The sequence below is a fragment of the Xanthomonas sp. NCPPB 1638 genome, assembly GCF_041475635.2.
Taxonomy (GTDB): domain Bacteria; phylum Pseudomonadota; class Gammaproteobacteria; order Xanthomonadales; family Xanthomonadaceae; genus Xanthomonas; species Xanthomonas cucurbitae.
Map to the genome: position 1 here is coordinate 1982402 of NZ_CM192984.1, position 23217 is coordinate 2005618.

Annotated in this window: 20 protein-coding genes and 1 pseudogene; 13 read left to right on the forward strand and 8 right to left on the reverse strand. The window is 67.5% G+C overall.

Annotated features, from left to right (window positions below):
* Positions 1–15: 15 nt before the first annotated feature.
* Positions 16–444: an HIT domain-containing protein gene (locus ACCQ13_RS08535; protein WP_159407007.1), complete on the reverse strand. Its 429-nt coding sequence runs from the start codon at positions 442–444 to the stop codon at positions 16–18.
* Positions 441–1103 carry a dienelactone hydrolase family protein gene (locus ACCQ13_RS08540; protein ID WP_159407008.1) on the reverse strand — a complete coding sequence of 221 codons (663 nt, stop codon included), beginning with the start codon at positions 1101–1103 and terminating at the stop codon, positions 441–443. Before ACCQ13_RS08540 ends, ACCQ13_RS08535 begins: the two co-directional genes overlap by 4 nt.
* A 182-nt stretch (positions 1104–1285) precedes the next feature.
* On the opposite strand from ACCQ13_RS08540, the gene rimO reads away from it, so the two are divergent.
* Positions 1286–2659 (forward strand): 30S ribosomal protein S12 methylthiotransferase RimO, encoded by a 1374-nt coding sequence (gene rimO, locus ACCQ13_RS08545; protein WP_159407009.1) that lies wholly within the window; start codon positions 1286–1288, stop codon positions 2657–2659.
* A 120-nt stretch (positions 2660–2779) separates the two neighbouring features.
* Here rimO and greB read toward each other — a convergent pair whose 3' ends face one another.
* On the reverse strand, positions 2780–3286 hold the full coding sequence (gene greB, locus ACCQ13_RS08550) for a transcription elongation factor GreB (RefSeq protein WP_159407010.1): 507 nt from the start codon (positions 3284–3286) through the stop codon (positions 2780–2782).
* A 189-nt stretch (positions 3287–3475) separates the two neighbouring features.
* Positions 3476–5009 (reverse strand): annotated as a pseudogene (locus tag ACCQ13_RS08555) (helicase HerA-like domain-containing protein).
* 281 nt (positions 5010–5290) lie between these two features.
* Here ACCQ13_RS08555 and ACCQ13_RS08560 point away from each other — a divergent pair.
* The gene (locus ACCQ13_RS08560) at positions 5291–6874 is read left to right on the forward strand and encodes a transglycosylase SLT domain-containing protein (protein WP_159407011.1); all 1584 of its coding nucleotides are present in this window, start codon (positions 5291–5293) and stop codon (positions 6872–6874) included.
* A gap of 771 nt (positions 6875–7645) precedes the next feature.
* Here ACCQ13_RS08560 and asd read toward each other — a convergent pair.
* Positions 7646–8509, reverse strand: a complete 864-nt coding sequence (gene asd, locus ACCQ13_RS08565) for an archaetidylserine decarboxylase (protein WP_159407012.1) — start codon at positions 8507–8509, stop codon at positions 7646–7648.
* Positions 8506–9156 carry an SCO family protein gene (locus ACCQ13_RS08570; protein ID WP_159407013.1) on the reverse strand — a complete coding sequence of 217 codons (651 nt, stop codon included), beginning with the start codon at positions 9154–9156 and terminating at the stop codon, positions 8506–8508. The genes asd and ACCQ13_RS08570 overlap by 4 nt, the downstream gene beginning before the upstream one ends.
* 80 nt (positions 9157–9236) lie before the next feature.
* Between ACCQ13_RS08570 and prmB the strand changes: the two genes are divergently transcribed.
* From prmB to ACCQ13_RS08610, 8 genes are all read left to right on the forward strand, one after another.
* On the forward strand, positions 9237–10163 hold the full coding sequence (prmB, locus tag ACCQ13_RS08575) for a 50S ribosomal protein L3 N(5)-glutamine methyltransferase (RefSeq protein ID WP_104603611.1): 927 nt from the start codon (positions 9237–9239) through the stop codon (positions 10161–10163).
* A gap of 10 nt (positions 10164–10173) precedes the next feature.
* Positions 10174–11277, forward strand: a complete 1104-nt coding sequence (aroC, locus tag ACCQ13_RS08580) for a chorismate synthase (protein ID WP_104603612.1) — start codon at positions 10174–10176, stop codon at positions 11275–11277.
* Positions 11270–12328: a 2-hydroxyacid dehydrogenase gene (locus tag ACCQ13_RS08585; RefSeq protein WP_159407014.1), complete on the forward strand. Its 1059-nt coding sequence runs from the start codon at positions 11270–11272 to the stop codon at positions 12326–12328. Before aroC ends, ACCQ13_RS08585 begins: the two co-directional genes overlap by 8 nt.
* 85 nt (positions 12329–12413) lie before the next feature.
* On the forward strand, positions 12414–13439 hold the full coding sequence (locus tag ACCQ13_RS08590) for an aspartate-semialdehyde dehydrogenase (protein WP_104603614.1): 1026 nt from the start codon (positions 12414–12416) through the stop codon (positions 13437–13439).
* A 553-nt stretch (positions 13440–13992) separates the two neighbouring features.
* Positions 13993–15930 carry a motility hub landmark protein FimV gene (locus ACCQ13_RS08595; RefSeq protein ID WP_104603615.1) on the forward strand — a complete coding sequence of 646 codons (1938 nt, stop codon included), beginning with the start codon at positions 13993–13995 and terminating at the stop codon, positions 15928–15930.
* Positions 15927–16310, forward strand: a complete 384-nt coding sequence (locus ACCQ13_RS08600; protein ID WP_104603616.1) for a VOC family protein — start codon at positions 15927–15929, stop codon at positions 16308–16310. The genes ACCQ13_RS08595 and ACCQ13_RS08600 overlap by 4 nt, the downstream gene beginning before the upstream one ends.
* Before the next feature lie 179 nt (positions 16311–16489).
* The gene (gene truA, locus ACCQ13_RS08605) at positions 16490–17263 is read left to right on the forward strand and encodes a tRNA pseudouridine(38-40) synthase TruA (RefSeq protein ID WP_104603617.1); all 774 of its coding nucleotides are present in this window, start codon (positions 16490–16492) and stop codon (positions 17261–17263) included.
* Positions 17260–17925, forward strand: a complete 666-nt coding sequence (locus tag ACCQ13_RS08610; protein WP_104603618.1) for a phosphoribosylanthranilate isomerase — start codon at positions 17260–17262, stop codon at positions 17923–17925. The genes truA and ACCQ13_RS08610 overlap by 4 nt, the downstream gene beginning before the upstream one ends.
* 60 nt (positions 17926–17985) lie before the next feature.
* Here the strand turns inward: ACCQ13_RS08610 and ACCQ13_RS08615 are convergent, their stop codons facing one another.
* On the reverse strand, positions 17986–18897 hold the full coding sequence (locus ACCQ13_RS08615) for a LysR family transcriptional regulator (protein ID WP_104603619.1): 912 nt from the start codon (positions 18895–18897) through the stop codon (positions 17986–17988).
* Positions 18898–19004: 107 nt separating this feature from the next.
* Between ACCQ13_RS08615 and trpB the strand changes: the two genes are divergently transcribed.
* Together trpB and trpA are read left to right on the forward strand one after the other, a co-directional pair.
* A complete protein-coding gene (trpB, locus tag ACCQ13_RS08620; protein WP_104603620.1) occupies positions 19005–20222 on the forward strand; it encodes a tryptophan synthase subunit beta in 1218 nt (405 codons plus the stop codon).
* 171 nt (positions 20223–20393) lie between these two features.
* Complete coding sequence (gene trpA, locus ACCQ13_RS08625; RefSeq protein WP_104603621.1) at positions 20394–21197, forward strand: tryptophan synthase subunit alpha; 804 nt, start codon at positions 20394–20396, stop codon at positions 21195–21197.
* A gap of 8 nt (positions 21198–21205) precedes the next feature.
* Here the strand turns inward: trpA and ACCQ13_RS08630 are convergent, their stop codons facing one another.
* A complete protein-coding gene (locus ACCQ13_RS08630; RefSeq protein ID WP_159407015.1) occupies positions 21206–21967 on the reverse strand; it encodes a hypothetical protein in 762 nt (253 codons plus the stop codon).
* 284 nt (positions 21968–22251) lie between these two features.
* On the opposite strand from ACCQ13_RS08630, the gene accD reads away from it, so the two are divergent.
* A complete protein-coding gene (accD, locus tag ACCQ13_RS08635) occupies positions 22252–23136 on the forward strand; it encodes an acetyl-CoA carboxylase, carboxyltransferase subunit beta (protein ID WP_104603623.1) in 885 nt (294 codons plus the stop codon).
* Positions 23137–23217: the final 81 nt, after the last annotated feature.

Sequence of the window (23217 nt, forward strand, 5' to 3'; positions counted from 1 at the left end):
TTGGCGAACGGGCGTCTATCGTAGCCGCTGCGCCCACGCAGCGACACGCTGTTGCAGGGCGTCGGGGGCGAAGCGCTGCGCACTGCCGCTGCCCCACACCGGCCCCGGCCAGGCGGCATCGCCGGGATGGCGGCCGACCAGGTGCACATGCAGCTGGCGCACGATATTGCCCAGCGCGCCGAGATTGAGCTTGCTCACTGCCGGCTCCACGCGCAGCAGGTGCGAGAGCTGGTTGATCTCGGCCAGCAACAGGCGCTGCTGGCCGCCATCCAGATCGATCCACTCGCTGACATCGGCCACCCGTGGCACCAGCACCAGCCACGGGAAGCGGGTGTCGTCCATCAGCCGCACCTGCGACAGCGGCCCGTCGGCGACGAACACGCTATCGGCCGCCAGGCGCGTATCGAGCTGGAAACCGGCGGCCGCCGGTGCCGGCGCGTTCATCCCAGGTGCGCCTGGAAGAAGCCAAGGCTGCGCTCCAGTGCCCGCTCGGCGCTGTCGGCGTCGTAGTGGTTCGGGTCGATGCGGCGATTGAAGGCGTGGCCGGTGGGATACACGAAAGTTTCCATCTGCGGCAGCTTCTCGCGGTGGGCCTGGATCGCCTCCGGCGGAATGCTGGCGTCCCGCTCGCCGAAGTGGAACATCACCGGCGCCTTGGGCGTTTCGTCCAGCAGTTGGGTGTTGCGGCCGCCGTAGTAGCTCACCGAGGGTAGCCCCAGGCGGATGGCCGACAGCAGCGCCACCGAACCGCCCCAGCAATAGCCGACCGTGCCTACCTTGCCGGCGCGGGTCAGCAGCGTGGCGGCGGATTTCACCACCTCTACCGCGCGTTCCAGGCCCACCGCATCGGCCAAGGCCAGGCCACGCTGGACGCTTTCCTGGTCGTAGGGCAGCTGCACGTCCTTTTCTTCCAGGTCGAAGAAGGCCGGTGCCAGCACCTCGTAGCCGCGCGCGGCGTAGTCGTCGGCCACTGCACGGATATGTTCGTTGACGCCGAAGATTTCCTGGATGACCACCAGGCCGCCGCGCGGGCTGGAGGCGGGGGTGGCATGCCAGGCGGCAACCTGGCCGTCGGGGGTGTCGAGCGTGGTCCAGTGACCCATGGAATTTCCTGATGCATGGTGGGGGAGGCGCGCATTATCGACCGGACCGGCATCGTGAAAAGTGAGGGTTTCGCAAAGCCGGCCGGGCCGGCGAGGCGCGGCGGTTCAGAGCGCTGCCCGCACGCCGCTATAATTGGCCCTGCCCAGGCCCCAGGCCGCTCCGTTCCCAGGCTCCTGCTTCCATGTCCCAGCTGAACCCCAAAGTCGGCTTCGTCAGCCTTGGCTGCCCGAAGGCGCTCGTCGATTCCGAACGCATCCTCACCCAGCTGCGCGTGGAGGGCTACGACATTGTGCCCAGCTACGACGCCGCCGACGTGGTGGTGGTCAATACCTGCGGCTTCATCGATTCGGCGGTGACCGAATCGCTGGATGCCATCGGCGAGGCGATGAATGCCAACGGCAAGGTCATCGTCACCGGCTGCCTGGGCAAGCGCCCGGAGCAGATTCGCGAGGCCTACCCGCAGGTGCTGGCGGTGTCCGGCCCGCAGGACTACCAGAGCGTGATGGAAGCGGTGCACGCAGCGCTGCCGCCGCGTCACGACCCGTTCGTGGATCTGGTGCCCGACTACGGCATCAAGCTGACCCCGCGGCATTACGCGTACCTCAAGATTTCCGAAGGCTGCAACCATCGCTGCAGCTTCTGCATCATCCCGTCCATGCGCGGTGATCTGGCTTCGCGCCCGGTGGACGAGGTGCTGCGCGAGGCCGAGCGGCTGGTGCGTGGCGGGGTCAAGGAACTGCTGGTGGTGTCGCAGGACACCTCCGCTTACGGCGTGGACTTGAAGTACGCCGAGCGCCCGTGGCGCGACCGCATGTACCAGACCCGCATGAAGGCGTTGTGCGAAGGTTTGTCGGAGCTGGGCGTGTGGACGCGCCTGCATTACGTGTACCCGTACCCGCACGTGGACGACGTGATCCCGCTGATGGCCGAAGGCAAGCTGCTGCCGTATCTGGATATCCCGTTCCAGCACGCCAGCCCGCGCATCCTCAAGCTGATGAAGCGGCCCGGTGCGGTGGAAAAGACGCTGGAGCGCGTGCAGCGCTGGAAGGCGATGTGCCCGGAGATCACGGTGCGCTCCACCTTCATCGTCGGTTTCCCCGGCGAAACCGATGCCGAGTTCGAATCGCTGCTGGAGTTCCTGGACCAGGCGCAGCTGGATCGCGTCGGCGCGTTCGCGTATTCGCCGGTGGACGGCGCCAGCGCCAACGCGTTGCCCGACCCGGTGCCGGAAGCAGTGAAGCAGGAGCGGCTGGCGCGCTTCATGGCCCGGCAGGCGGAGATTTCCGCCGCGCGGCTGGACGCCAAGATCGGCAGCGTGCAGCAATGCCTGGTCGACCTGATCGAAGACGATATCGCCGTGGCGCGTTCGCGCGCCGATGCGCCGGAGATCGATGGCCTGGTGCATATCCAGAACGGCGGCGAGCTCGGGCTGAAGGTGGGCGACCTGGTCGATGTGGAGATCACCGACAGCGACGAGCACGACCTGTTCGGCGATGCATTGCCGGCCAATGTCGCGATCCAGCAAGGGCGGTCGTTGAACCTGCAGATGGTGTGATTGGCCCCGGCTGGTGCGCGTCGCTCGGTAGGAGCGCACCTGTGCGCGATGAGGCGTTATCGATAAGGCTCCATCGCGCACAAGCGCGCTCCTACACGTCAGCAGGTTGGGATCAGCTGCCTACTGGCTGCCGTATTCCACCGACACCACCACGAAGCTATGTCTGCCGGCCGGCAACTGCGCCTCGAACGCGTCGTCCACGCGCTTTTTCAATAGCGCGCGGGCCAGCGGCGAATCGATGCTGATCCAGCCGCGCGCGGCGTCGGTTTCGTCCGGGCCGACGATGCGATAGCGCAGCAGCTCGCCGCTGTCGGCGTCCTCCAGCGTGACCTGCGCACCGAAGAACACCGCCTGCGGGTCGGTGGGCGCGGTGTCCACCACCCGCAACGCTTCCAGGCGCTTGCTCAGGTAGCGCACCCGGCGGTCGATCTCGCCGAGCTGTTTCTTGCGGTAGGTGTACTCGGCATTTTCCGAGCGGTCGCCCTCGGCGGCGGCGGCAGCCAGTGCACGCACCACCTCCGGCCGACGCACGCGCCACAGCTCTTCCAGCTCGGCCTTCAGGCGGGCATGCCCTTCGGCTGTAATCAACGCGGTGCTTTTTTCGGCAGGTGGGCGCCAGCGGCTCATTGGCGGGTCGAGGGAGGCAGTGGCGGGCAGCGATGCTAGCGCGCCTGGCATGCAGGCGCATCTGGGGCCGCACCGCCAGGCGTGCGGCCATGCCCGGGCGCGGGTGGCGGCAGGTGGAAGATGCGCCTGCATCAGCTTCGCGCGCGCCAGATCACCCCCGAGAGACGCGTGTGTGGCCCTTGGTCGTGCTCAACGCCTTCCGCCAAAGATGCCGCCCAACAGGCTGCGCACGATCTGCTGCCCGATCTTGCTGCCGATGGTGCGCGAGGTCTGCTTGGCCATGGTTTCCAGCATGCCCTGGCGGCGGCCGGTGCCGAACACGGCGTCCTTGACCGCCTTGCCGAAGCCGCTGTCCTGCGTGTCTTCTTGCTCGCGGGTACGCGCGGGCGGGGCGGCGGTCTGCTCCGCGACCTGTTCGACGCGGCGTGCCAGCCGTTCGGCGGCCGATTCGCGGTTGATGGCCGTGTCGTAGCGCGTGCCGACCGGGCTGGCCGCGCGCGCCTGTGCGCGTTCGGGCGCGCTGATGGCGCCCATCGCGTTCGGGCGCGCTGATGGCGCCCATGCGGCAACGCGGCGGGGCGATCAGGGTCTGCTGCACCGGTGCCGGCACGCCCTTGCCCTGCAAGGGCGACACCAGTGCTTCGCCGGTGCCGAGGCTGGAAATGGCGCTGGCCACATCGAGCCTGGGATTGGCCACGAAGGTTTGCGCCGCGGTCTTGACCGCCTTCTGGTCGCGTGGCGTGTAGGCGCGCAGTGCGTGCTGCACCCGGTTGCCGAGCTGGCCGAGGATGGTGTCGGGAATGTCGTCTGGAAACTGCGAACAGAAGTAGATGCCCACGCCCTTGGAGCGGATCAGCCGCACCACCTGTTCGATACGCTGCACCAGCGCGGCCGGCGCATCGTCGAACAGCAGGTGCGCCTCGTCGAACACGAACGCCAGCTTGGGCTGTTCCAGGTCGCCCACTTCCGGCAAGCCCTCGAACAGCTCGGACAACAGCCACAGCAGGAAGGTGGAATACAGCTTCGGCTTGAGCACCAGTTGGTTGGCCGCCAGGATGCCGATCACGCCGCGGCCGTCCGGCGCCACGCGCATCAGCTCGGCCAGCTCCAGTGCCGGTTCGCCGAAGAACTGCTCGCCGCCGTCCTGCGACAGCCGTAGCAGTGCGCGCTGGATCGCGGCCACCGACTGCGCCGACACCAGCCCGTAACTGGTGGACAGCTCCTTGCGTTCTTCCACCACCAGCGCCAGCAGCGCACGCAGGTCGTCCAGATCCAGCAGCAACAGGCCGCGGTCGTCGGCGAGCTTGAACACGATGTCCAGCACGCCGGACTGGGTGTCGTTGAGTTCCAGGATGCGCGCGAGCAGGGTGGGTCCCATCTCGCTCACGGTGGTACGCACCGGGTGACCGAGCTGGCCATACAAATCCCAGAACACCACCGGGCTGGCGGCCGGCGCGTAGTCGGCAATGCCCACATCCGTGGCGCGCTGCAGCACGCCGGGCGCGCCATCGCCGGCCACCGCCAGCCCGGCCACGTCGCCTTTCACGTCGGCCAGGAACACCGGCACCCCTAGCCGCGAGAAGCCTTCGGCCAGGGTCATCAGGGTCACCGTCTTGCCGGTACCGGTGGCGCCGGCCACCAGGCCATGCCGATTGCCGAAGCGCCCTTCGAGCATGACCGGGATGTCGTCGGTGACGCCTTTGCCGAGCAGGAACGAGGCCATTGCACAGATCCGATGGGGAAAGACCGGATTCTAGCGGGCAACCTCGCCAGGCCAACGTGGCCTGCGATGAATGGAAGGGCCGATGCGGCCTCGGCAGGACCGGGTCGCGTCCCGGGGCGCCCGGCTCCGTGACCCACCCGCCGAACCCTGCGCTTCCCGGGCCGTCGCCGCGCCCGGCCTGCTCGCCAAGCTAACGGGCCACTGACCCTGGGCGCTGCCGCGCCTTGCCCCGGTGTTGCCCCGGCGGCTACCCTGCCAGCCTTTCCGCTGTCCTGCCGACGATGCCGCTCGCTCATTCTGGTTTGCGCCCATGGCCCGTGCTGGCCGTGCTGGCGCTGTTGTCCCTCGCTCCTGCCGCCCAGGCCCTGTCCAAGCGCGATACCGAAAAAGTCGCCGTGCTGGACGCACGCATGGCCGCCGCGGAGAAGCGCTACCGCGATGCGTTGGTACTGGTGAACAACGCCGACCCCAAGGGCACCGCCGAAGGCGACGCCGCGCTGGAGGACATGGAGGACGTGATCGACGCCTGCATCAAGCAGCGCGGTTGCCTGGTCGCCAACCAGCTGGCCACTTACAAGCGCCTGCTCAAGGCACGCGCCGATGCCGAAGCGCCCGCAGCGCAAGACCCGGAAGACGACGACACCTTGCTGCAGGCCGATCCGGATCATCTCGGTCCGGCCGCCAACGGCGTGCCCGAGGCCGCGCGTGCGGCCTCGTTGCTCAACGACCAGCGCCACGCCTTCGACAGGATGGTGCAGTACAACCCGGCGGTGCAGGCCGGCATCCGCCGTTGGTTGACCGACATGCGGCCGGCGCTGATGACCAGCTACGAGAACTACAGCAACCTGCGCGGGGTGATGTGGCCGGAATGGCAGAAGCGCGGCCTGCCCGAGGCGCTGCTGTTCGGCATCATGGCCAAGGAATCCAATGGCAAGGTGCACGCCAACTCGCGTGCCGGTGCGGCCGGGCTGATGCAGTTCATGCCCGCCACCGGCCGGCGTTTCGGGCTGGGCCCGGACGGCACCGGTTTCGACACCCGTTTCGATGCGCGTAGCGCAGCCGAAGCCAGCGCCGCCTATCTCAACGAGCGCATGGCCGGGCTCAACCGCAGCATCGAGCTGGCGCTGGCCGCCTACAACGGCGGCGAAGGGCGCGCGGCGCGCGTGTTCGCGCAGTCCGGTGGGCGCGGCTTCTGGGAGCAGGACGTCTACAACCAGTTCCCGGCCGAAACCAAGGACTACGTGCCGATGGTGATTGCCGCAGCGTGGATTTTCCTGCACCCACGCCAGTACGGCGTGGACTTCGCCAAGCTCGACGCGCAACCGGCCACCATCAAGCTGGCCAAGTCGACCACCATCTACGAGCTCACCATCTGCCTGGGCGGCATGGGCACGCGCGATGGCTACATGCGCGCGCTGCGCAACCTCAACCCGCGCTACGAACCCGATGGCTGGATGCCCGCCGGCACCGTCATCAATGCCACCAACCGCATTGCCAGCCTGTACACGCGCTATTGCATCAACGGCCCGCGCGCGGACCTGGCGCGCACCCTCATCACCGCCGATCTCAACAGCGCGATTGTCCGTAGCAGCAGCGCCACCGAATACATCCCCAGCGTGGCGGTGGGCGATGTCAGCCCGATGGCTGGCGTGCCGACCACCGTGGCGACAGGCCAGCCGGCGATCGCCAAGCCCAAGGTCAGGCAGGCGCGCAGCTACACCATCGCCAAGGGCGACACGCTGGGCCGGGTGGCGCAGAAGTACCAGTGCGAGATCAAGACGCTGGCCAAGGCCAACGGCCTGAAGGCACCGTCGTATGCGCTCAAGCCGGGGCAGAGTATCAAGCTGGCAGGGTGCGATCGCTGACCTGGCGCGGCCGTTACCGCATCGGCGAACTGCGCCGGGTCGCGCTGGCGCACGTAACGTCGCCGGGAATGCCCTGTCGCGGCCAGGTCCGCTCCTACGAGAGCGGTGCGTCCAGGTTGCCGTAGGAGCGGACCCGGCCGCGACGAAGTCGTCCCCGTAGCCTGGTCGTGAGCAATGTGTTCTCAAGCTGAGCCTGGCGGAAGACGACGTGCATGGCTGCACCACGCGTCGTCGGGAATGCACTGTCGCGGCCAGGTCCGCTCCTAAGAGAGCGGTGCGTCCAGGTTGCCGTAGGAGCGGACCCGGCCGCGACGAAGCCGTCCCCGTAGCCTGGTCGTGAGCAGCGTGTTCTCAATCTGAGCCTAACGAAGACGACGTGCATGGCTGCACCACGCGCCGCCGGGAATGCCCTGTCGCGGCCATGTCCGCTCCTACGAGAGCGGTGCGTCCAGGTTGCCGTAGGAGCGGACCCGGCCGCGACGAAGCCGTCCCCCGTAGCCTGGTCGTGAGCAGCGTGTTCTCAATCTGAGCCTAACGAAGACGACGTGCATGGCTGCACCACGCGCCGCCGGGAATGCCCTGTCGCGGCCAGGTCCGCTCCTACGAGGGCGGTGCGTCCAGGTTGCCGTAGGAGCAGCGGACCCGGTCGCGACGAAGCCGTCCCCGTAGCCTGGTCGTGAGCAGCGTGTTCTCAATCTGAGCCTAACGAAGACGACGTGCATGGCTGCACCACGCGCCGCCGGGAATGCCTTGTCGCGGCCAGGTCCGCTCCTACGACGGCGTCGCTGCACTTTGCTGACGACGTGCGAGCGCCTGGCCCAGTTGCACCGCCGTTTCAGCAGCAAGCCCAGCATCGAGCTGGGCGACGCCCGGCGGCAGCAGCACGATCACGGTCGAGCCGTAGTTGAAGCGTGCCATCTCCGCAAATTTCTCCAGGGTGATCTCCTTGCCGCGGTAATCCTTGCGCGTGATGCGATCGCCGTAACGCGGAATCTCCACGCCGCTCCATACCGTTTCCACGCCGGAGACCAGCAGCGCGCCCACCATCACCGAGGCCATCGGGCCGAACTCGGTGTCGAAGTGACACACCAGTCGCTCGTTGCGCGCGAACAGGCGCGGCACGCTGCGCACCGCATCCGGGCCCACGCTGAACAGCCGGCCGGGGACGTGCACGGTTTCGCGCAAGGTACCGGTCCACGGCATGTGCACGCGGTGGTAGTCCTTCGGCGACAGGTACACAGTGGCGAACAGGCCGCTGTTGAACGGCGCGGCGGCTGCCTCATCGCCCAGCAGTTCGGCGGCGGTGAACGACTGCCCCTTGGCCTGGAAAATGCGGCCGTTCTCGATCGGGCCAAGCTGGCTGATGCGACCATCGGCCGGCATCAGCAAGGCGGCCGGGTCGGGATCGGGCACGCGTGCGCCGGGCTTGAGCGCGCGGGTAAAAAAGGCGTTGAAGGTGGGGTAGGCGCGCGGGTCCGGCTCCTGCGCCTCGCTCAGGTCCACGCCGAACCTGCGCGTCACCGTATCGATCAGCCATTGCTTGGTGGACGGTGTCTGCGAGTACGCCAGCACGCGTGCCATCGACGACAGCAGCCGATGCGGCAGCACATAGGTCAGGGAGGTGACGAAACTCACGGAGCGGTTACCTTGGTCAGCTGTTGGAAGTCGGCGGCAATCGCCTTGGGATCGAGCGGCGGGCGGATCAGGCCGGCCAGGCGGCCTTGCGGGTCCAGCACGGCGATGCCGGCCGAATGATCCATGCTGTAGTCGTCGGGATTCTGTGCAAAGCCCTTGCCCGGCACCTTCTGGAACACCAAGCCCAGTGCAGTGGCAAAGCGCTCCAGCGCCGGTACGTCCGCAGTGGCGGCCAGGGTGTCCTTGTGGAAGGCATGCGCGTATTCGCCCAGCCGCGCTGGCGGGTCGCGCTGCGGGTCCACCGACACGAACAGCACCCGCGGGCGCAATCCATCCGCAATGCCTTGCCACTGCTGTTGCGCCACTGCCAGATCGGTCAGCGTGGTCGGGCAGACGTCCGGGCAGGAGGTGAAGCCCAGGAACACCAAGGTCCAGTGGCCCTTGAGTTCGCCGGGCACCAGTTGGGTGCCGTCGGACTGGCGCAGGCTGAACTGCGGCAGCGGGCGCGGCTGCGGATAGAAGGTAATGGTCTGGGTGGGCGGCCACGGCGAGCTGGGCGCGCGGCTGAAGAACTTCTGGCCCAGCAACAGCCCCAGGCCGGCGGCCAGCGCCACCAGCAGCACGATGCCCGTATTGCGATTGAACATGGCGGTTTCCAGTGCAACGGACGCTCATGATACCGATCCGACCTCTATAATCGAGGGCCGATTCCTCTTTAGTTGTTGCCATGACTGCCGCCGCGGCCGACGAACTGCACACCATCATCGACCTGATCCGCTACGGCACCAGCCGTTTCAACCAAGCCGGTCTGACCTTCGGCCATAGCTACGACAACGCGCTGGACGAAGCCACCCAGCTGGTGCTGCACAGCCTGCACCTGCCGCACGACCTGGGCCCGGCTTATGGCCAGGCGCGGCTGCTGCGGGCGGAAAAGGAGCGGGTGCTGGGCCTGTTCGAACGTCGCATCACCGAGCGCGTGCCGGCGGCCTATCTCACCGGCGAGGCCTGGTTCGCCGGCCTGAGTTTCAAGAGCGATGCACGCGCACTGGTGCCGCGCTCGCCGATCGCCGAGCTGATCGAAGCCGGCTTCGAGCCATGGCTGGGCGGGCGCGACGTCACCCGCGCGCTGGACCTGTGCACCGGCTCGGGTTGCATCGCCATTGCCATGGGCCACTACAACCCGCAGTGGGAGGTGGATGGCGTGGATATCAGCGACGATGCATTGGCGCTGGCCGCCGAGAACAAGGCGCGCCTGCATGCCGACAATGTCACCTTGCACAAGTCGGACCTGTTCACCGGCCTGGCCGGCCGCCAGTACGACCTGATCGTCACCAATCCGCCCTACGTCACCAACGACGAAACCGACGCGCTGCCGCAGGAGTATTCCTACGAGCCCGAGCTCGGCCTGCGTGCCGGCGACGATGGTCTGGACCTGGTACTGAAGATCCTGCGCGATGCGCCGCAGCACCTGAGCGAAGACGGTCTGCTGATCTGCGAAGTCGGCGAATCCGAGCAACATCTCATCAAGCTGCTGCCGGAAGTGGACCTGGCCTGGGTCGAGTTCAAGGTCGGGCAGATGGGCATCTTCGCGGTGGAATGCCGCGAGCTGGTCGCACACCGCGCGCGCATCGGCGCGCTGGCCGCGCAGCGATGAGCCTGCGCGCATGAGTGCCAATTCGTTCGGCAAGCTGTTCACCGTCACCACCTTCGGCGAGTCGCATGGGCCGGCGATCGGTTGCGTGGTCGATGGCTGCCCTCCGGGCCTGGAGCTGGCGCCGGAAGAATTCACCCACGATCTGCAGCGGCGTGCATCCGGCAAGAGCCGGCATACCTCTGCCCGCCGCGAGGCCGACGCCATCGAGATCCTCTCCGGCGTCTACGAGGGCCGCACTACCGGCACGCCGATCGGGCTGCTGATCCGCAATACCGACCAGCGCAGCAAGGACTACAGCAACATCGCCCAGCAGTTCCGCCCCGGCCATGCGGACTACAGCTACTGGCAGAAATACGGCATCCGCGATCCGCGCGGTGGCGGGCGCTCGTCCGCGCGCGAAACCACCATGCGCGTGGCCGCAGGCGTCATCGCCAAGAAGTGGCTCAAGCAGCGTTATGGCGTGCTGGTGCGCGGTTTCCTGTCGCAGCTGGGCGAGATCCGCCCGACCGGGTTCGACTGGGAGGCGGTGGAAGACAACCCGTTCTTCTGGCCGCATGCCGCGCAGGTGCCGGAGCTGGAGACCTACATGGATGCGCTGCGCAAATCCGGCGATTCGGTCGGCGCGCGCGTGGACGTGGTGGCCGGCGGCGTGCCGCCGGGCTGGGGTGAGCCGATCTACGGCAAGCTCGACGCCGAACTCGCTGCGGCCTTGATGAGCATCAATGCGGTCAAGGGCGTGGAGATCGGCGACGGTTTTGCCAGCGCCGCGCAGAAGGGTACCGAACACCGCGACCTCATCACGCCCGAAGGTTTTCTCAGCAACCATGCTGGCGGCATTCTCGGCGGCATCTCCACCGGCCAGGCGGTCACCGCTTCGATGGTGCTCAAGCCGACCTCCAGCCTGCGTCTGCCCGGCGCCACGGTGGATGCTGACGGTGCGGTGGTGGAGGTCATCACCACCGGTCGGCACGACCCCTGCGTGGGCATCCGCGCCACCCCGATCGCCGAAGCGATGATGGCGCTGGTGCTGATGGACCAGGCACTGCGCCATCGCGCGCAATGCGGCGATGTCGGTGAAATGGCGCCGCAGATTCCCGGTCAGGTCGATGTCTGACGCGCGTCGCGCCAAGGTGTGGGTCAGCCAGCCGTTGTTCGACGATGTGGTCGCGCAACTGGGCGAGCACTTCGAGCTGACCACCACCGAGCGCGTCACCGCCTGGTCGCCGGCCGAACTGGCCGCGCAGCTGGCACCGCTGGACGGTGCGCTGATGACGCTCAACGAGCGCGTCGGCGCGGCAGAAATCGCTGCGGCGCCGCAGCTGCGTGCCATCGCCAACGTGGGCGTGGGCTACAACAATCTCGACATCCATGCCTTGAGCGCGGCCGGCATCCTGGCCAGCAACACGCCGGACGTGCTCACCGAAACCACCGCCGATTTCGGCTTCGCGTTGCTGATGGCCACCGCGCGCCGCATCACCGAGTCCGAGCGCTGGTTGCGCGACAGGCAGTGGGGGCAGTGGTCATTCAAGACCATGCTCGGCGCCGATATCCACGGCAGCACGCTCGGCATCCTGGGCATGGGCCGGATCGGGCAGGGCATCGCGCGGCGCGGCGCGCACGGCTTTGGCATGCGCGTGCTCTATCACAACCGCAGCCAATTGCCGGCCGCCACCGAGCAGGTGCTGGGCGCGCAGTACGTCGATTTCGAGACGTTGCTGGCGCAGTCCGATCACCTGGTGCTGGTATTGCCGTACACCCAGGACTCGCACCACATCATCGATGCCGCGGCACTGAGCAAGATGCGCGCCACCGCCACGCTGGTGAACATGGCGCGCGGCGGGATCGTCGATGAGCTGGCGCTGGCTGATGCGCTGGCCAACGGTCGCCTGGCCGGTGCCGGCCTGGATGTTTACGAAGGCGAGCCGCGTGTGCGCCCGGAACTGCTGGCGTTGCGCAACGTGGTGCTCACCCCGCATATCGGCAGCGCCAGCCTGGCCACCCGCCGCGCCATGGTGCAGCTGGCGGTGGACAACCTGATCGCCGCCCTGGGCAAGGGCCCGCAGGCCGGGCATCCGCCGAGCGCGCTCAATGCCGATGCGATTGCCGCTGCCAACCACGGCGGCGTGATCGTGGGCGCGCGCAACACCGTGTCGACCAAACGATAGGGAACCTCCGCGGCCAGCGTTGGAGGTTCCCCGAACCCAGGCCGCAGTGCTCCCACTCTTTCCCCCTTTCGAAAAAGACATCCTCATGAGCAACGAAAACCGTCGTTTCAACGTCGCGGTCGTGGGCGCCACCGGCGCTGTCGGCGAGACCATGCTGAGCATCCTGGCCGAGCGCCAGTTCCCGGTCGCCACCCTGTACGCGCTGGCGTCCTCGCGCTCGGCGGGCGGGCAGGTCGAGTTCAACGGCGGCAAGGTCGATGTGCTGGACCTGGCCGAGTTTGACCCCACCGGCGTGGACATCGCGCTGTTCTCCGCTGGCGGCAGCGTGTCCAAGGAATACGGCCCCAAGTTCGCCGCTGCCGGTGCGGTGGTGATCGATAACTCCTCCGCCTTCCGTTACGACGACGACGTGCCGCTGGTGGTCTCCGAAGTCAATCCCGAAGCGCTCAAGCAGCGCCCGCGCGGCATCGTCGCCAACCCCAATTGCTCGACCATGCAGATGCTGGTGGCGCTGGGCCCGATTCACCGCCAATACGGAATCGAGCGCATCAATGTGGCCACCTACCAGTCGGTCTCCGGCGGCGGGCGTTCGGCGATGGAAGAGCTGGGCAAGCAGACCAGCGAGCTGCTGAGCTTCCAGGACATCGACCCGCAGCGTTTCCCGGTGCAGATCGCCTTCAACCTGATCCCGCACATCGACGACTTCCAGGACAACGGCTACACCAAGGAAGAGATGAAGCTGGTCTGGGAAACCCGCAAGATCCTCGGCGACGACAGCATCCAGGTGAACCCCACCGCGGTGCGCGTGCCGGTGTTCTACGGCCACTCCGAAGCGGTGGCCATCGAGACCCGCGACAAGATCACCGTCGAGCAGGCGCGTGCCCTGCTGGCTGCAGCGCCGGGCGTGGAAGTGGTGGACGAGCGCGTCCCCGGCGGCTACCCGACCCCGGTCACGCATGCCTCCGGCAAGGACGCGGTGTTCGTCGGCCGCATCCGCGAAGACTTCTCGCACCCGCGCGGCCTGAACCTGTGGATCGTCTCCGACAACATCCGCAAGGGCGCCGCGCTCAACGCGGTGCAGCTGGCCGAACTGGTCGCGCAGGAAGGCTGAGCCAGCGACTCACCCGTAGGAGCGCGCCCGAGCGCGAGGGGCGTTAACGGTAACGCCTCATCGCGCCCAGGTGCGCTCCTACGCTGAGGTGGTCGCGTCGCAAGGCTGATCCAGCCGGTTCACCCGTAGGAGCGCGCCCGAGCGCGAGGGGCGTTACCGGTAATGCCTCATCGCGCCCAGGTGCGCTCCTACGCTGAGGTGGTCGCGGGGCAAGGCTGATCCAGCCGGCTCACCCGTAGGAGCGCGCCCGAGCGCGAGGGCCGTTATCGGTAATGCCTCATCGCGCCCAGGTGCGCTCCTACGCTGAGGTGGTCGCGGGGCAAGGCTGATCCAGCCGGTTCACCCGTAGGAGCGCGCCCGAGCGCGAGGGGCGTTACCGGTAATGCCTCATCGCGCCCAGGTGCGCTCCTACGCTGGCGCGCATTGTCCGGGTTGGTCCTGTGCGCAGCATGCGTTTGGCGTGGGTGTCGCCTTGCCGCATGGCGACGGCGGCGACTTTTTCGCTCATTCAGCGGCTATATTGGTGCCCATGAGACAGAGGGGCAGCGGCGCGATGCGTCCGATACAAGGGATAGGTGCGTTGCTGCTGATGGCATGCAGCGGCGCCGCCATGGCATTGGGATTGGGCGATATCCGGGTGTTGTCCAAGCCCGGGCAGCCGCTGGTGGCCGAGATTCCGGTCATTTCCAACGAGCCGGGCGAACTGGACAGTGCGCGTGTGGCGTTGGCCTCGGCCACCACCTTCGCACGGGTTGGCCTGGAGCGGCCGCAAGGGCTGGTCAGCAACCTGCAGTTCCAGTTCGCACAGGATGCGCGCGGGCGTGCGGTGATCCGCGTGACCAGCAGCCAGCCGGTGGAGCAGCCGGCGATCAATTTCCTGATCGAGGTGGAATGGAATCAGGGCCGGCTGGTGCGCGAGTACGCCGCCTTGATCGACGCACCCAACACCGCTGCCGCCATTGCCGAGCCCGGTATCGAGGCGCCGCGTGCCGGCACCGCCAATACGATTACGCGCGAAGCCGCCGCCGCGCCTGCAGGCGCGCGTGAACGGCAGGGCGCCGGCACGGCCGCGCCGTCCACGGCTCCGCGCGCCAGTGCGGTCACGGCCACGCAAACCGGCGACGCGCTGCCGGCGGTACGCGCCGGGCAAACGTTGTCCGAGATCGCAGCGACGGTCGCGCGCTCCAGCGGACACTCGCTGGACCAGACCATGCTGGCCCTGCTGCGCACCAATCCGGATGCCTTCATCAACGGCAACATCAACCGCCTCAAGCAGGGCGCGGTCCTGCGCACGCCGCAGGAAGATGCGCTGGCGCAGGTCGGTGCCGCCGAAGCGGCGGTGATGGTGCGCGAGCAGGCCGCGCAGTGGCGGCAGGCGCGTTCGGCCATTCCGCAGCCGGCCGAAGCCGGTGCCGCAGCGACGCCGCCCCGGGCAACAGCGGCGGCCGGCGGCAATCATGGCGCGCGCCTCGAAATCGCCCCGGCAGTGGCGAGTCAAACCAACCACGCCGGCGCGACGTCCGGCACCAGTGCCAAAGGCGAGGGCGAGATGGCGGCCAACCAACAGTTGCAACAGGCCAAGGAAGACATCGCCACTCGCGATGCCGAATTGCAGGACCTGCGCACGCGCGTGGCCGATCTGGAAAAGCTCAAGCAGCAGCAGCAAGCCTTGATCGCGATGAAGGACACCGACCTGGCTGCCGCGCAGAAGCGTCTGGCTGCCGCGCCGCAGAGCGCCCCGCAAGGTGGCGGTGTTCCGCTGTGGTTGATCGGCGGTCTGGTGCTGATCGTGGTGGCGGTGGTCGCGTGGCTGGCCGCACGGCGTCGTAAACCCTCGCCGCTGCCGCCGTTGCCACGGCGCCAGTTTGACTTCATGCCCCCGGGTACTCCGCTCGCCGAAGATGCCGCGCAGAACGCCGCGCCCGCCACCGGAGCCGATGAACGCGACGGGCTGCATGCGTCCGCGTTCGAGCAGGCCGATCTGCGCGAAGACGCGCGTGCCCACCCGGCGCAGCCGCTGTCGGGCGTGCTGCGCCGCGAGCCGCTGTTGGCCGAACCGGTCGTCGCGCCTGTGGTGGTCAACAGTGACGAGTGGCGCGCGCTGCGTGCCGCCCCACCGGCGCCGCCAGCCGAGTCCGAGCCGGCAGCCCTGCCATCCGAGCCGCAGCCCGACGCGGCGCATCCGGCGTTCGCCGAGCCTGCGCCGCCAAGCGCGGATGAGAGCCGCGTAGATCCAGACCAAGCTGTGCAACATCAAGCGCCGCAACACCCGCTGGACGTCGAGCCGGCGCCGGTCGCCCCGGTTGCCGCGCCGAATCCACTTGCCGACCGGCAATTTGCCTTGGCCGGACGCGACCGCCTGGAACTGGCGGTGGCCTACATGGACCTGGGCGACAAGGACACCGCGCGTGGTCTGCTGCTGGAGGTCACCGCCACCGGTGACGAGGCCACCCGCGCCGAAGCAGCGCAGCTGCTGGAGCGCCTGACATGAGTCCGGCCATGGACAGCATGGCCGTGCGCGAGCGTCGCATCGATTACGTGGAGTTCGGCTCCACCGATCCGGAGGCCAGCCGTGCCTTTTTCGAGACCGTCTTCGGCTGGCAGTTCCAGGCCTACGGCCCGGATTACCTGGCCTTCAATGACGGCTGCATGGACGGAGGCTTCTACCGCACGGCGGTCCCGGCACCGGCCGAGGGCGGCCCGCTGGTGGTGCTGTACGCAGACGACCTGGCGCCGATGCTCGAGCGCGTGCGCGCCGCTGGCGGCGAGATCGTCAAGCCGGTGTTCGGTTTCCCTGGTGGCAGCCGGTTTCATTTCCGCGAGCCGGGCGGCTCCACGTTGGCGGTGTGGTCGGAGCGTTCCGCCGGGTAGGGCGGGCCGCCGAGGTGACGCGCCGGTCGTGAGTCCGGGTCTGCGCACCGCCGAGGCGCTGGCAGCGCGCCGGTGCCCGTCATGTGGGGCGTCGCGCCAGTGCTACGAACTCACCCCGGTCAGCTCGCGTTTGCCGCACGTCCGGCAGGTTGGCTGATTCAACAGACAGGCAGGTACCGATGCGTTACGCCCTGGGCGTGGAATATGACGGCAGCCAGTTCCAGGGCTGGCAGCAGCTGGGCGAGCATGGCGGGCCGAGCGTGCAGGCCAGCCTGCAGGCCGCGTTGTCGTCGGTGGCCGCCGCGCCGATCCAGGTGGTCTGTGCCGGGCGCACCGATGCCGGCGTCCACGGGCAATGCCAAGTGGTGCATTTCGACAGCGATGCGCGGCGCGAGCCGCGTGGCTGGATGCTGGGCACCACCGCGCGGCTTCCCGCATCGATCGCAGTGCGCTGGTGCGTGCCGGCCGCCGACGATTTTCACGCGCGCTTTTCCGCGCGCGCGCGGCGCTACCGCTACCGCCTGCTGAATCGCCAGATCCGTCCGGCCCTGCATCGGCAGACCCTGAGTTGGGAGCGTCGCCCGCTCGACGCCGAGGCCATGCAGACGGCCGCACAGGCGCTGCTGGGCGAGAACGACTTCAGCGCATTTCGCAGCGTGCAGTGCCAGGCGCTGCACGCGCGTCGCAACCTGCAGGCCATCGCGGTGCAGCGCGATGGCGAGGTGGTGGAGGTGCAGGTGCAGGCCAATGCATTCCTTCATCACATGGTGCGCAATATCGTTGGCTCGTTGATCCTGGTCGGGTCCGGCGAGCGGCCGGTCGACTGGATCGCAACGTTGCTCGCCGGACGCGACCGCACGGTGGCGGGGCCGACGGCACCGCCTCAAGGTCTGGTGTTTACCGGGCCTCTGTATCCTGCAGAGTGGCATCTGCCTGCCGAGGTCACCCAATGAATCGATCGCTGTACCGCACCCGCATCAAGTTCTGCGGCATGACCCGCGCCGGGGATATCCGACTGGCCGGGGAGCTGGGTGTGGACGCGGTAGGTTTCATCTTCGCCCACGGCAGCCCGCGCCGCGTGGCGCCGGCCGAGGCACGCGCGATGCGCCAGGCCACCGCGCCGATGGTCGATGTGGTGGCCTTGTTCCGCAACAATTCCAAGGAAGAAGTGCGCGAGGTGGTGCGCACCGTGCGGCCAACCTTGCTGCAATTCCACGGCGAGGAAGACGATGCGTTCTGCCGCAGCTTCAACCTGCCCTATCTCAAGGCCGTGCCGATGGGCGGCGGCGTGAACGGCGAAGATGCCAACGCACGCACCCTGCAGCTGGCGTTTCCCAACACCGCCGGCTTCCTGTTCGACAGCCATGCGCCGGGTGCTGGCGGCGGCACCGGCAAGACCTTCGACTGGTCGCGCCTGCCTACCGGCCTGCACCGTCCGTTCCTGCTTGCCGGCGGCATCACTGCCGACAACGTGTTCGACGCCATCGTCGCCACCTTGCCGTGGGGTGTGGATGTGTCCAGTGGCGTCGAGCTGGCGCCCGGCATCAAGGACGGCCACAAGATGCGCAAGTTTGTCGAGGAAGTGCGCCGGGCCGACTGCCACGAGATGGGGTGAATTGGGAATCGGGAATCGGGAAAGCGGCCGGCGCCGCTGGTCGATATCTTTGGTGGGTACTCAGGTGCTCAGCGAAGCGTGCTGATCCTCGGCGAGTGCTGTGCGTAGCCAGTTGGCCAATCGCTCGATGCGCGGGTCCGGGTTGCGTCTGGCGGCGCATAGCACCCAGCGCCCGTCGGTCGGGGTGAATCCCCATGGCGCCAGCAGGCGTCCGGCCGCCAGGTCTGCAGCCACCAGCGGTTGCGGTGCGATCGCCACACCCAGTCCGGCGGCGGCGGCCTCCAGCAGATAGAGCAGGTGTTCGAATTCGGTGCCCAGGCGCAAGACCTCGGGCGCCATGTCGTGTGCCTGCGCCCATTCCGGCCATGCCTGCGGGCGCGAGCGGGTATGCAGCACCGCGTGATCGCGCAAAGCCGTGGGGGCGTGGTCATCCAGGCGCAGGGTCGCTGCCAGCTGGGGGCTCAGCACCGGGCCGATCCATTCCACGCCGAGCGGGTGTACCTGCCACTCGCTCGGCCACGGTGGCGACTCCAGTAGCAAGGCCGCATCCAGGCCGTCCAGGTCGGGGCCGGGCGGTTGCTCGTTGGCCGACAGGTGCAGGCGCAGATCGGGCAGGTCGTGTTGCAGCCGGCCCAGGCGGGGAATGACCCAGCGCGCCAGCAGGCTGCCCGAGCATCCCAGCACCAGCGGTGCCTCGCTCGCGGGGTGGCGCAGGGCCACCCAGGCATCGCCAATCAGGGTAAATCCTTCACCGGCGGCGTCGCGCAACCGGGTTCCGGCGGCGGTGAGGACCAGGCCGCGGCCCTGGCGGGCGAACAAGGCCGTGCCCAGCGACTGTTCCAACGCACGCACATGGCGGCTGATGGCGCCATGGGTCACGTGCAACTCCTGCGCGGCCCGGCTGACGCTCTGCAAGCGGGCGGCGGCCTCGAAGGCGCGCAAGGCGGCCAGCGGCGGGAGCGATACGGTCATGTGTGAGTCCAGGTCACAGGTTGCAGCCATCTTATCGATGTATCGCGCGGCTGGCCTGCGGTAGAGTTGCGGCTTCGCGCATGACCGCACCGCTGCAGAGGATTCCCATGTCGGCCCAGCCCATCAGTGACTTTTACGCCTATCCGGATGCTGCCGGCCACTTCGGCAAGTTCGGCGGCCGCTTCGTCGCCGAAACCCTGATCGGCCCGCTGCAGGAACTGTCTGCCGCCTACGACCAGGCGCGTCAGGATCCAGGCTTCATCGCCGAATACGATAAGGATCTCAAGCACTACGTGGGCCGTCCCAGCCCGATCTACCACGCCGAGCGGCTCAGCCGCGAGGTGGGCGGGGCGCAGATCCTGCTCAAGCGCGAAGACCTGAACCACACCGGCGCGCACAAGATCAACAACACCATCGGCCAGGCGCTGCTGGCCAGCCGCATGGGCAAGACCCGCATCATCGCCGAGACCGGCGCCGGGCAGCACGGCGTGGCCAGTGCCACGGTGGCGGCGCGGCTGGGCCTGGAGTGCGTGGTCTATATGGGCGCCACCGACATCGAGCGGCAGAAGATCAACGTCTACCGCATGAAGCTGCTGGGCGCGACGGTGATCCCGGTGACCTCCGGCTCGGCCACGCTCAAGGATGCGCTCAACGAGGCAATGCGCGATTGGGTGACCAACGTACGCGACACCTTCTACATCATCGGCACCGTGGCCGGCCCGGACCCGTATCCGCGCATGGTGCGCGACTTCAACGCAATTGTCGGGCGCGAAGCACGCGAGCAGATGCTGCAGGACTACGGCCGGCTGCCGGATGCGATCAGTGCCTGCGTGGGCGGCGGCAGCAATGCCATCGGCCTGTTCCATGCCTTCCTCAACGACCCCGGCGTGAAGATCTACGGCGCCGAGGCGGCGGGTGACGGCATCGCGACCGGCCGGCATGCCGCATCCATCGCCGCAGGCCGCCCCGGCGTGCTGCATGGCAACCGCACCTACGTGATCTGCGACGACGACGGCCAGATCACCGAAACCCATTCGATCTCCGCAGGCCTGGATTACCCGGGCGTGGGCCCCGAACACGCGTTCCTGTCCGATAGCGGCCGCGCGGTGTATCAAGGCATCACCGACGACGAGGCGATGGCGGCGTTCCATCTGCTGGCGCATACCGAAGGCATTCTCGCCGCGCTCGAATCCAGCCACGCGGTGGCGCAGTCGATCAAACTGGCGCGCGAACTGCCCAAGGATGCGCTGGTGCTGTGCAATCTGTCCGGGCGTGGCGACAAGGACGTGCACACCATCGCCGCGCGCGAGGGGATCGCGCTGTAGCGTCTTGCCTGGGTTCGCGCACGCATGCTTGAGCATGAGGTGAGCGATGCTTGAAGTGATTGTGCAGTTCGTGACCGAGCGGCCGTTGCAGGCGGTGATCGAGATGCGTTAGTTCTTCGCCACCTGAGCGCAGGTGGCAGCTGGCTTTCCTTACCTTGTGCGAGTGATCCAATGCGTCGTATCGACTCCCGTTTCTCCGAGTTGCGTTCCACCGGCCGCAAGGCGTTGATCCCCTTCATCACCGCCGGCGACCCGTCGCTGGAGGCCACCGTGCCGGTGATGCACGCGTTGGTGCGCGCCGGTGCCGACGTCATCGAGCTGGGCGTGCCGTTTTCCGACCCCATGGCCGACGGCCCCACCATCCAGCGCAGCTCCGAACGCGCGTTGGGCCGTGGCGCCGGCCTGGCCTACGTGCTGGAGGCGGTACACGAGTTTCGCCGCGAGGATGCCGACACCCCGGTGGTGCTGATGGGCTACCTCAATCCGGTCGAAATCCACGGCACCCGGCGCTTCGCCGAGGCGGCCGTGGCGGCAGGTGTGGATGGCCTGCTGCTGGTCGATCTGCCGCCGGAAGAAGCTGAGGAAACCCGCGAAATCTTCAGCGAAGTCGGGCTGGCACTGATCGCGCTGGCCTCGCCCACCACCAGCGAGCAGCGCCTGGACATGCTGTGCAGCACCGCGCAGGGCTACCTGTACTACGTCAGCTTTGCCGGCGTCACCGGCGCCTCCAACCTGCTCGACACCCAGGCCGCCAGCGACCGCCTGCGCCAGCTGCGTCAGCGCGCCGGCGCGCCGGTGGTGGCCGGCTTCGGTATCAAGGATGCTCCCAGCGCGGCCGCGATGGCCGTGGATGCTGACGGCGTAGTGGTCGGCAGCGCCCTGGTCGCGGCCCTGGCCGAAGCCGGCGACGTCCGCAGCGCCCGCGAGCGCGCGGAGGCGTTCCTGGCTCCGCTGCGGGTTGCACTGGATCGCTGAGTCTGTGGTCAGTACGCCATGCTGCAAGTTGTACACTGCGCAGCATTGCAGACCTTGACTCCGAAGTTCGATTCAAGCTTGCAACTGCCGCCGCCACTGCAATTGCATCTCACTGCAGCCGACGGGGTTTGTACGGATTGGCTCGCCAGCAAGCTGATTGCCATGTTGGACGCTGCCGAGCCATTCATTGGAAGTTGATAGCCATCGGGGACTTCCATTGGCGCGACGTAGCCATACAGACGGATCCAGATTGCATCGCGCCCGGTGGCGTCGACAGCAATGCCCAGAGCGTTCTTGAATGCAAGCAAATCCTTCTGGACATCGGGGATCGACAGCAGGCGTGCGTCGATTCTAGGCAGGCGCGCGACTTCGTCGGCGCTGGCGAAAGTTGCGCCGATCTGGTCCTGTTGTACCGGATATATCGCCATACTGCCGCTGCGATTGCACTGTGTGCAGTCCGAACTCATCGCGCAGAATATTTGCCCGTTTGGAAGCAGGGTGGGACTGCATCCAGAGCCTCCAGGGCAGGCGCAGGTCAGTATCGCGGTAGGGCTGATCGTCCAGGTCCCTTTTTCCTGGGTGAACATGAACCAGCCAGCAGGCACGCTGATGGTCATCGAGCCATCCGGATTGATGTGCGATGTCGTCTGTCCTGGCAGTGGTGGGCCGGTCTCGGCCCCACACAGCTTGGCGTTTGCCTGGCCGGTGCCGATAGCCAAGAGCAGAACCAAACCCAGAACAACGGCTGTAATGCCGGCTGCGGTTTTCATGAGCGTTCCTTGATTCATGACGGTTTGTAGGGTTGCGGAGCGACGCATCATGCTTGACGGGTCGCGCCTGTTTTTCGTACGGGATTGGTGACGGGCGTTCAGGGGGCGTTTTGGTCCGTATCTCACTACCTCATTGATTGGATGGTTGTCAAGAGGCGTTGGGTGCCTGGGATCCTCTCTCGCTGCCATTTCGACACAGGTGCCCGCGAAAGCGTGTGGCGTCGGGCTGGTTTACACTCCTCGCCTTGACGCCCCGTAGGGGTGCTTTTTTTTTACGGAATCGAATGAGCTGGCTCAGCAAATTGATGCCCTCCGGCATCCGCACCGAGAACACCCCGGCCAAGAAGCGCAGCGTTCCCGAGGGTCTGTGGGAAAAGTGCAGCAACTGCGGCAGCGCGCTGTACGGCCCGGAGCTTGAGGAGAACCTGGAGGTGTGTCCGAAGTGTGACCACCACATGGCCATTCGCGCCCGCGCGCGGCTGAACTCGCTGTTTGACCCGGAGACCGCGACCACCGAAATCGCCGCCCAGCTGGGCCCGGTCGACGTGCTCAAGTTCAAGGACCAGAAGCGTTACGGCGAACGCATCAAGGCCAGCCAGAAGGCCAGTGGCGAATATGACGCGCTGATCGCCATGCGCGGCACGCTCAAGGGCAATCCGCTGGTTGCCGCCGCCTTCGACTTCGCCTTCATGGGCGGTTCGATGGGGTCGGTGGTCGGCGAGCGCTTTGCGCGTTCGGCCGAAGTAGCGCTGGAAGTGGGCTGCCCGTTCGTGTGCTTTTCCGCCAGTGGCGGGGCGCGCATGCAGGAAGGCCTGTTCTCGCTGATGCAGATGGCCAAGACCTCGGCGGCACTCGGACGCCTGCGTGAAGCCGGGCTGCCGTACATTTCAGTGCTGACCCATCCCACCACCGGCGGCGTGTCCGCGTCGTTCGCCATGCTGGGCGATATCAACATTGCCGAGCCGCATGCGTTGATCGGCTTCGCCGGCCCGCGGGTGATCGAGCAGACCGTGCGCGAGACCCTGCCGGAAGGCTTCCAGCGTTCGGAGTTCCTGCTCGACCACGGCGCCATCGACCAGATCTGCGACCGTCGCCAGATGCGCGACCGCATCGCCGAGCTGACCGCCATGATGATGCGCCAGGCGCGCCCGCAGGACGCGGCCGCGTAAGCTCAGGCGCGACGCGGTCGCGCCCCATTGCCGCACGCGCATTGGCGCGTGCGTCCACATTCAGCAGGAACAGCGCGTAGC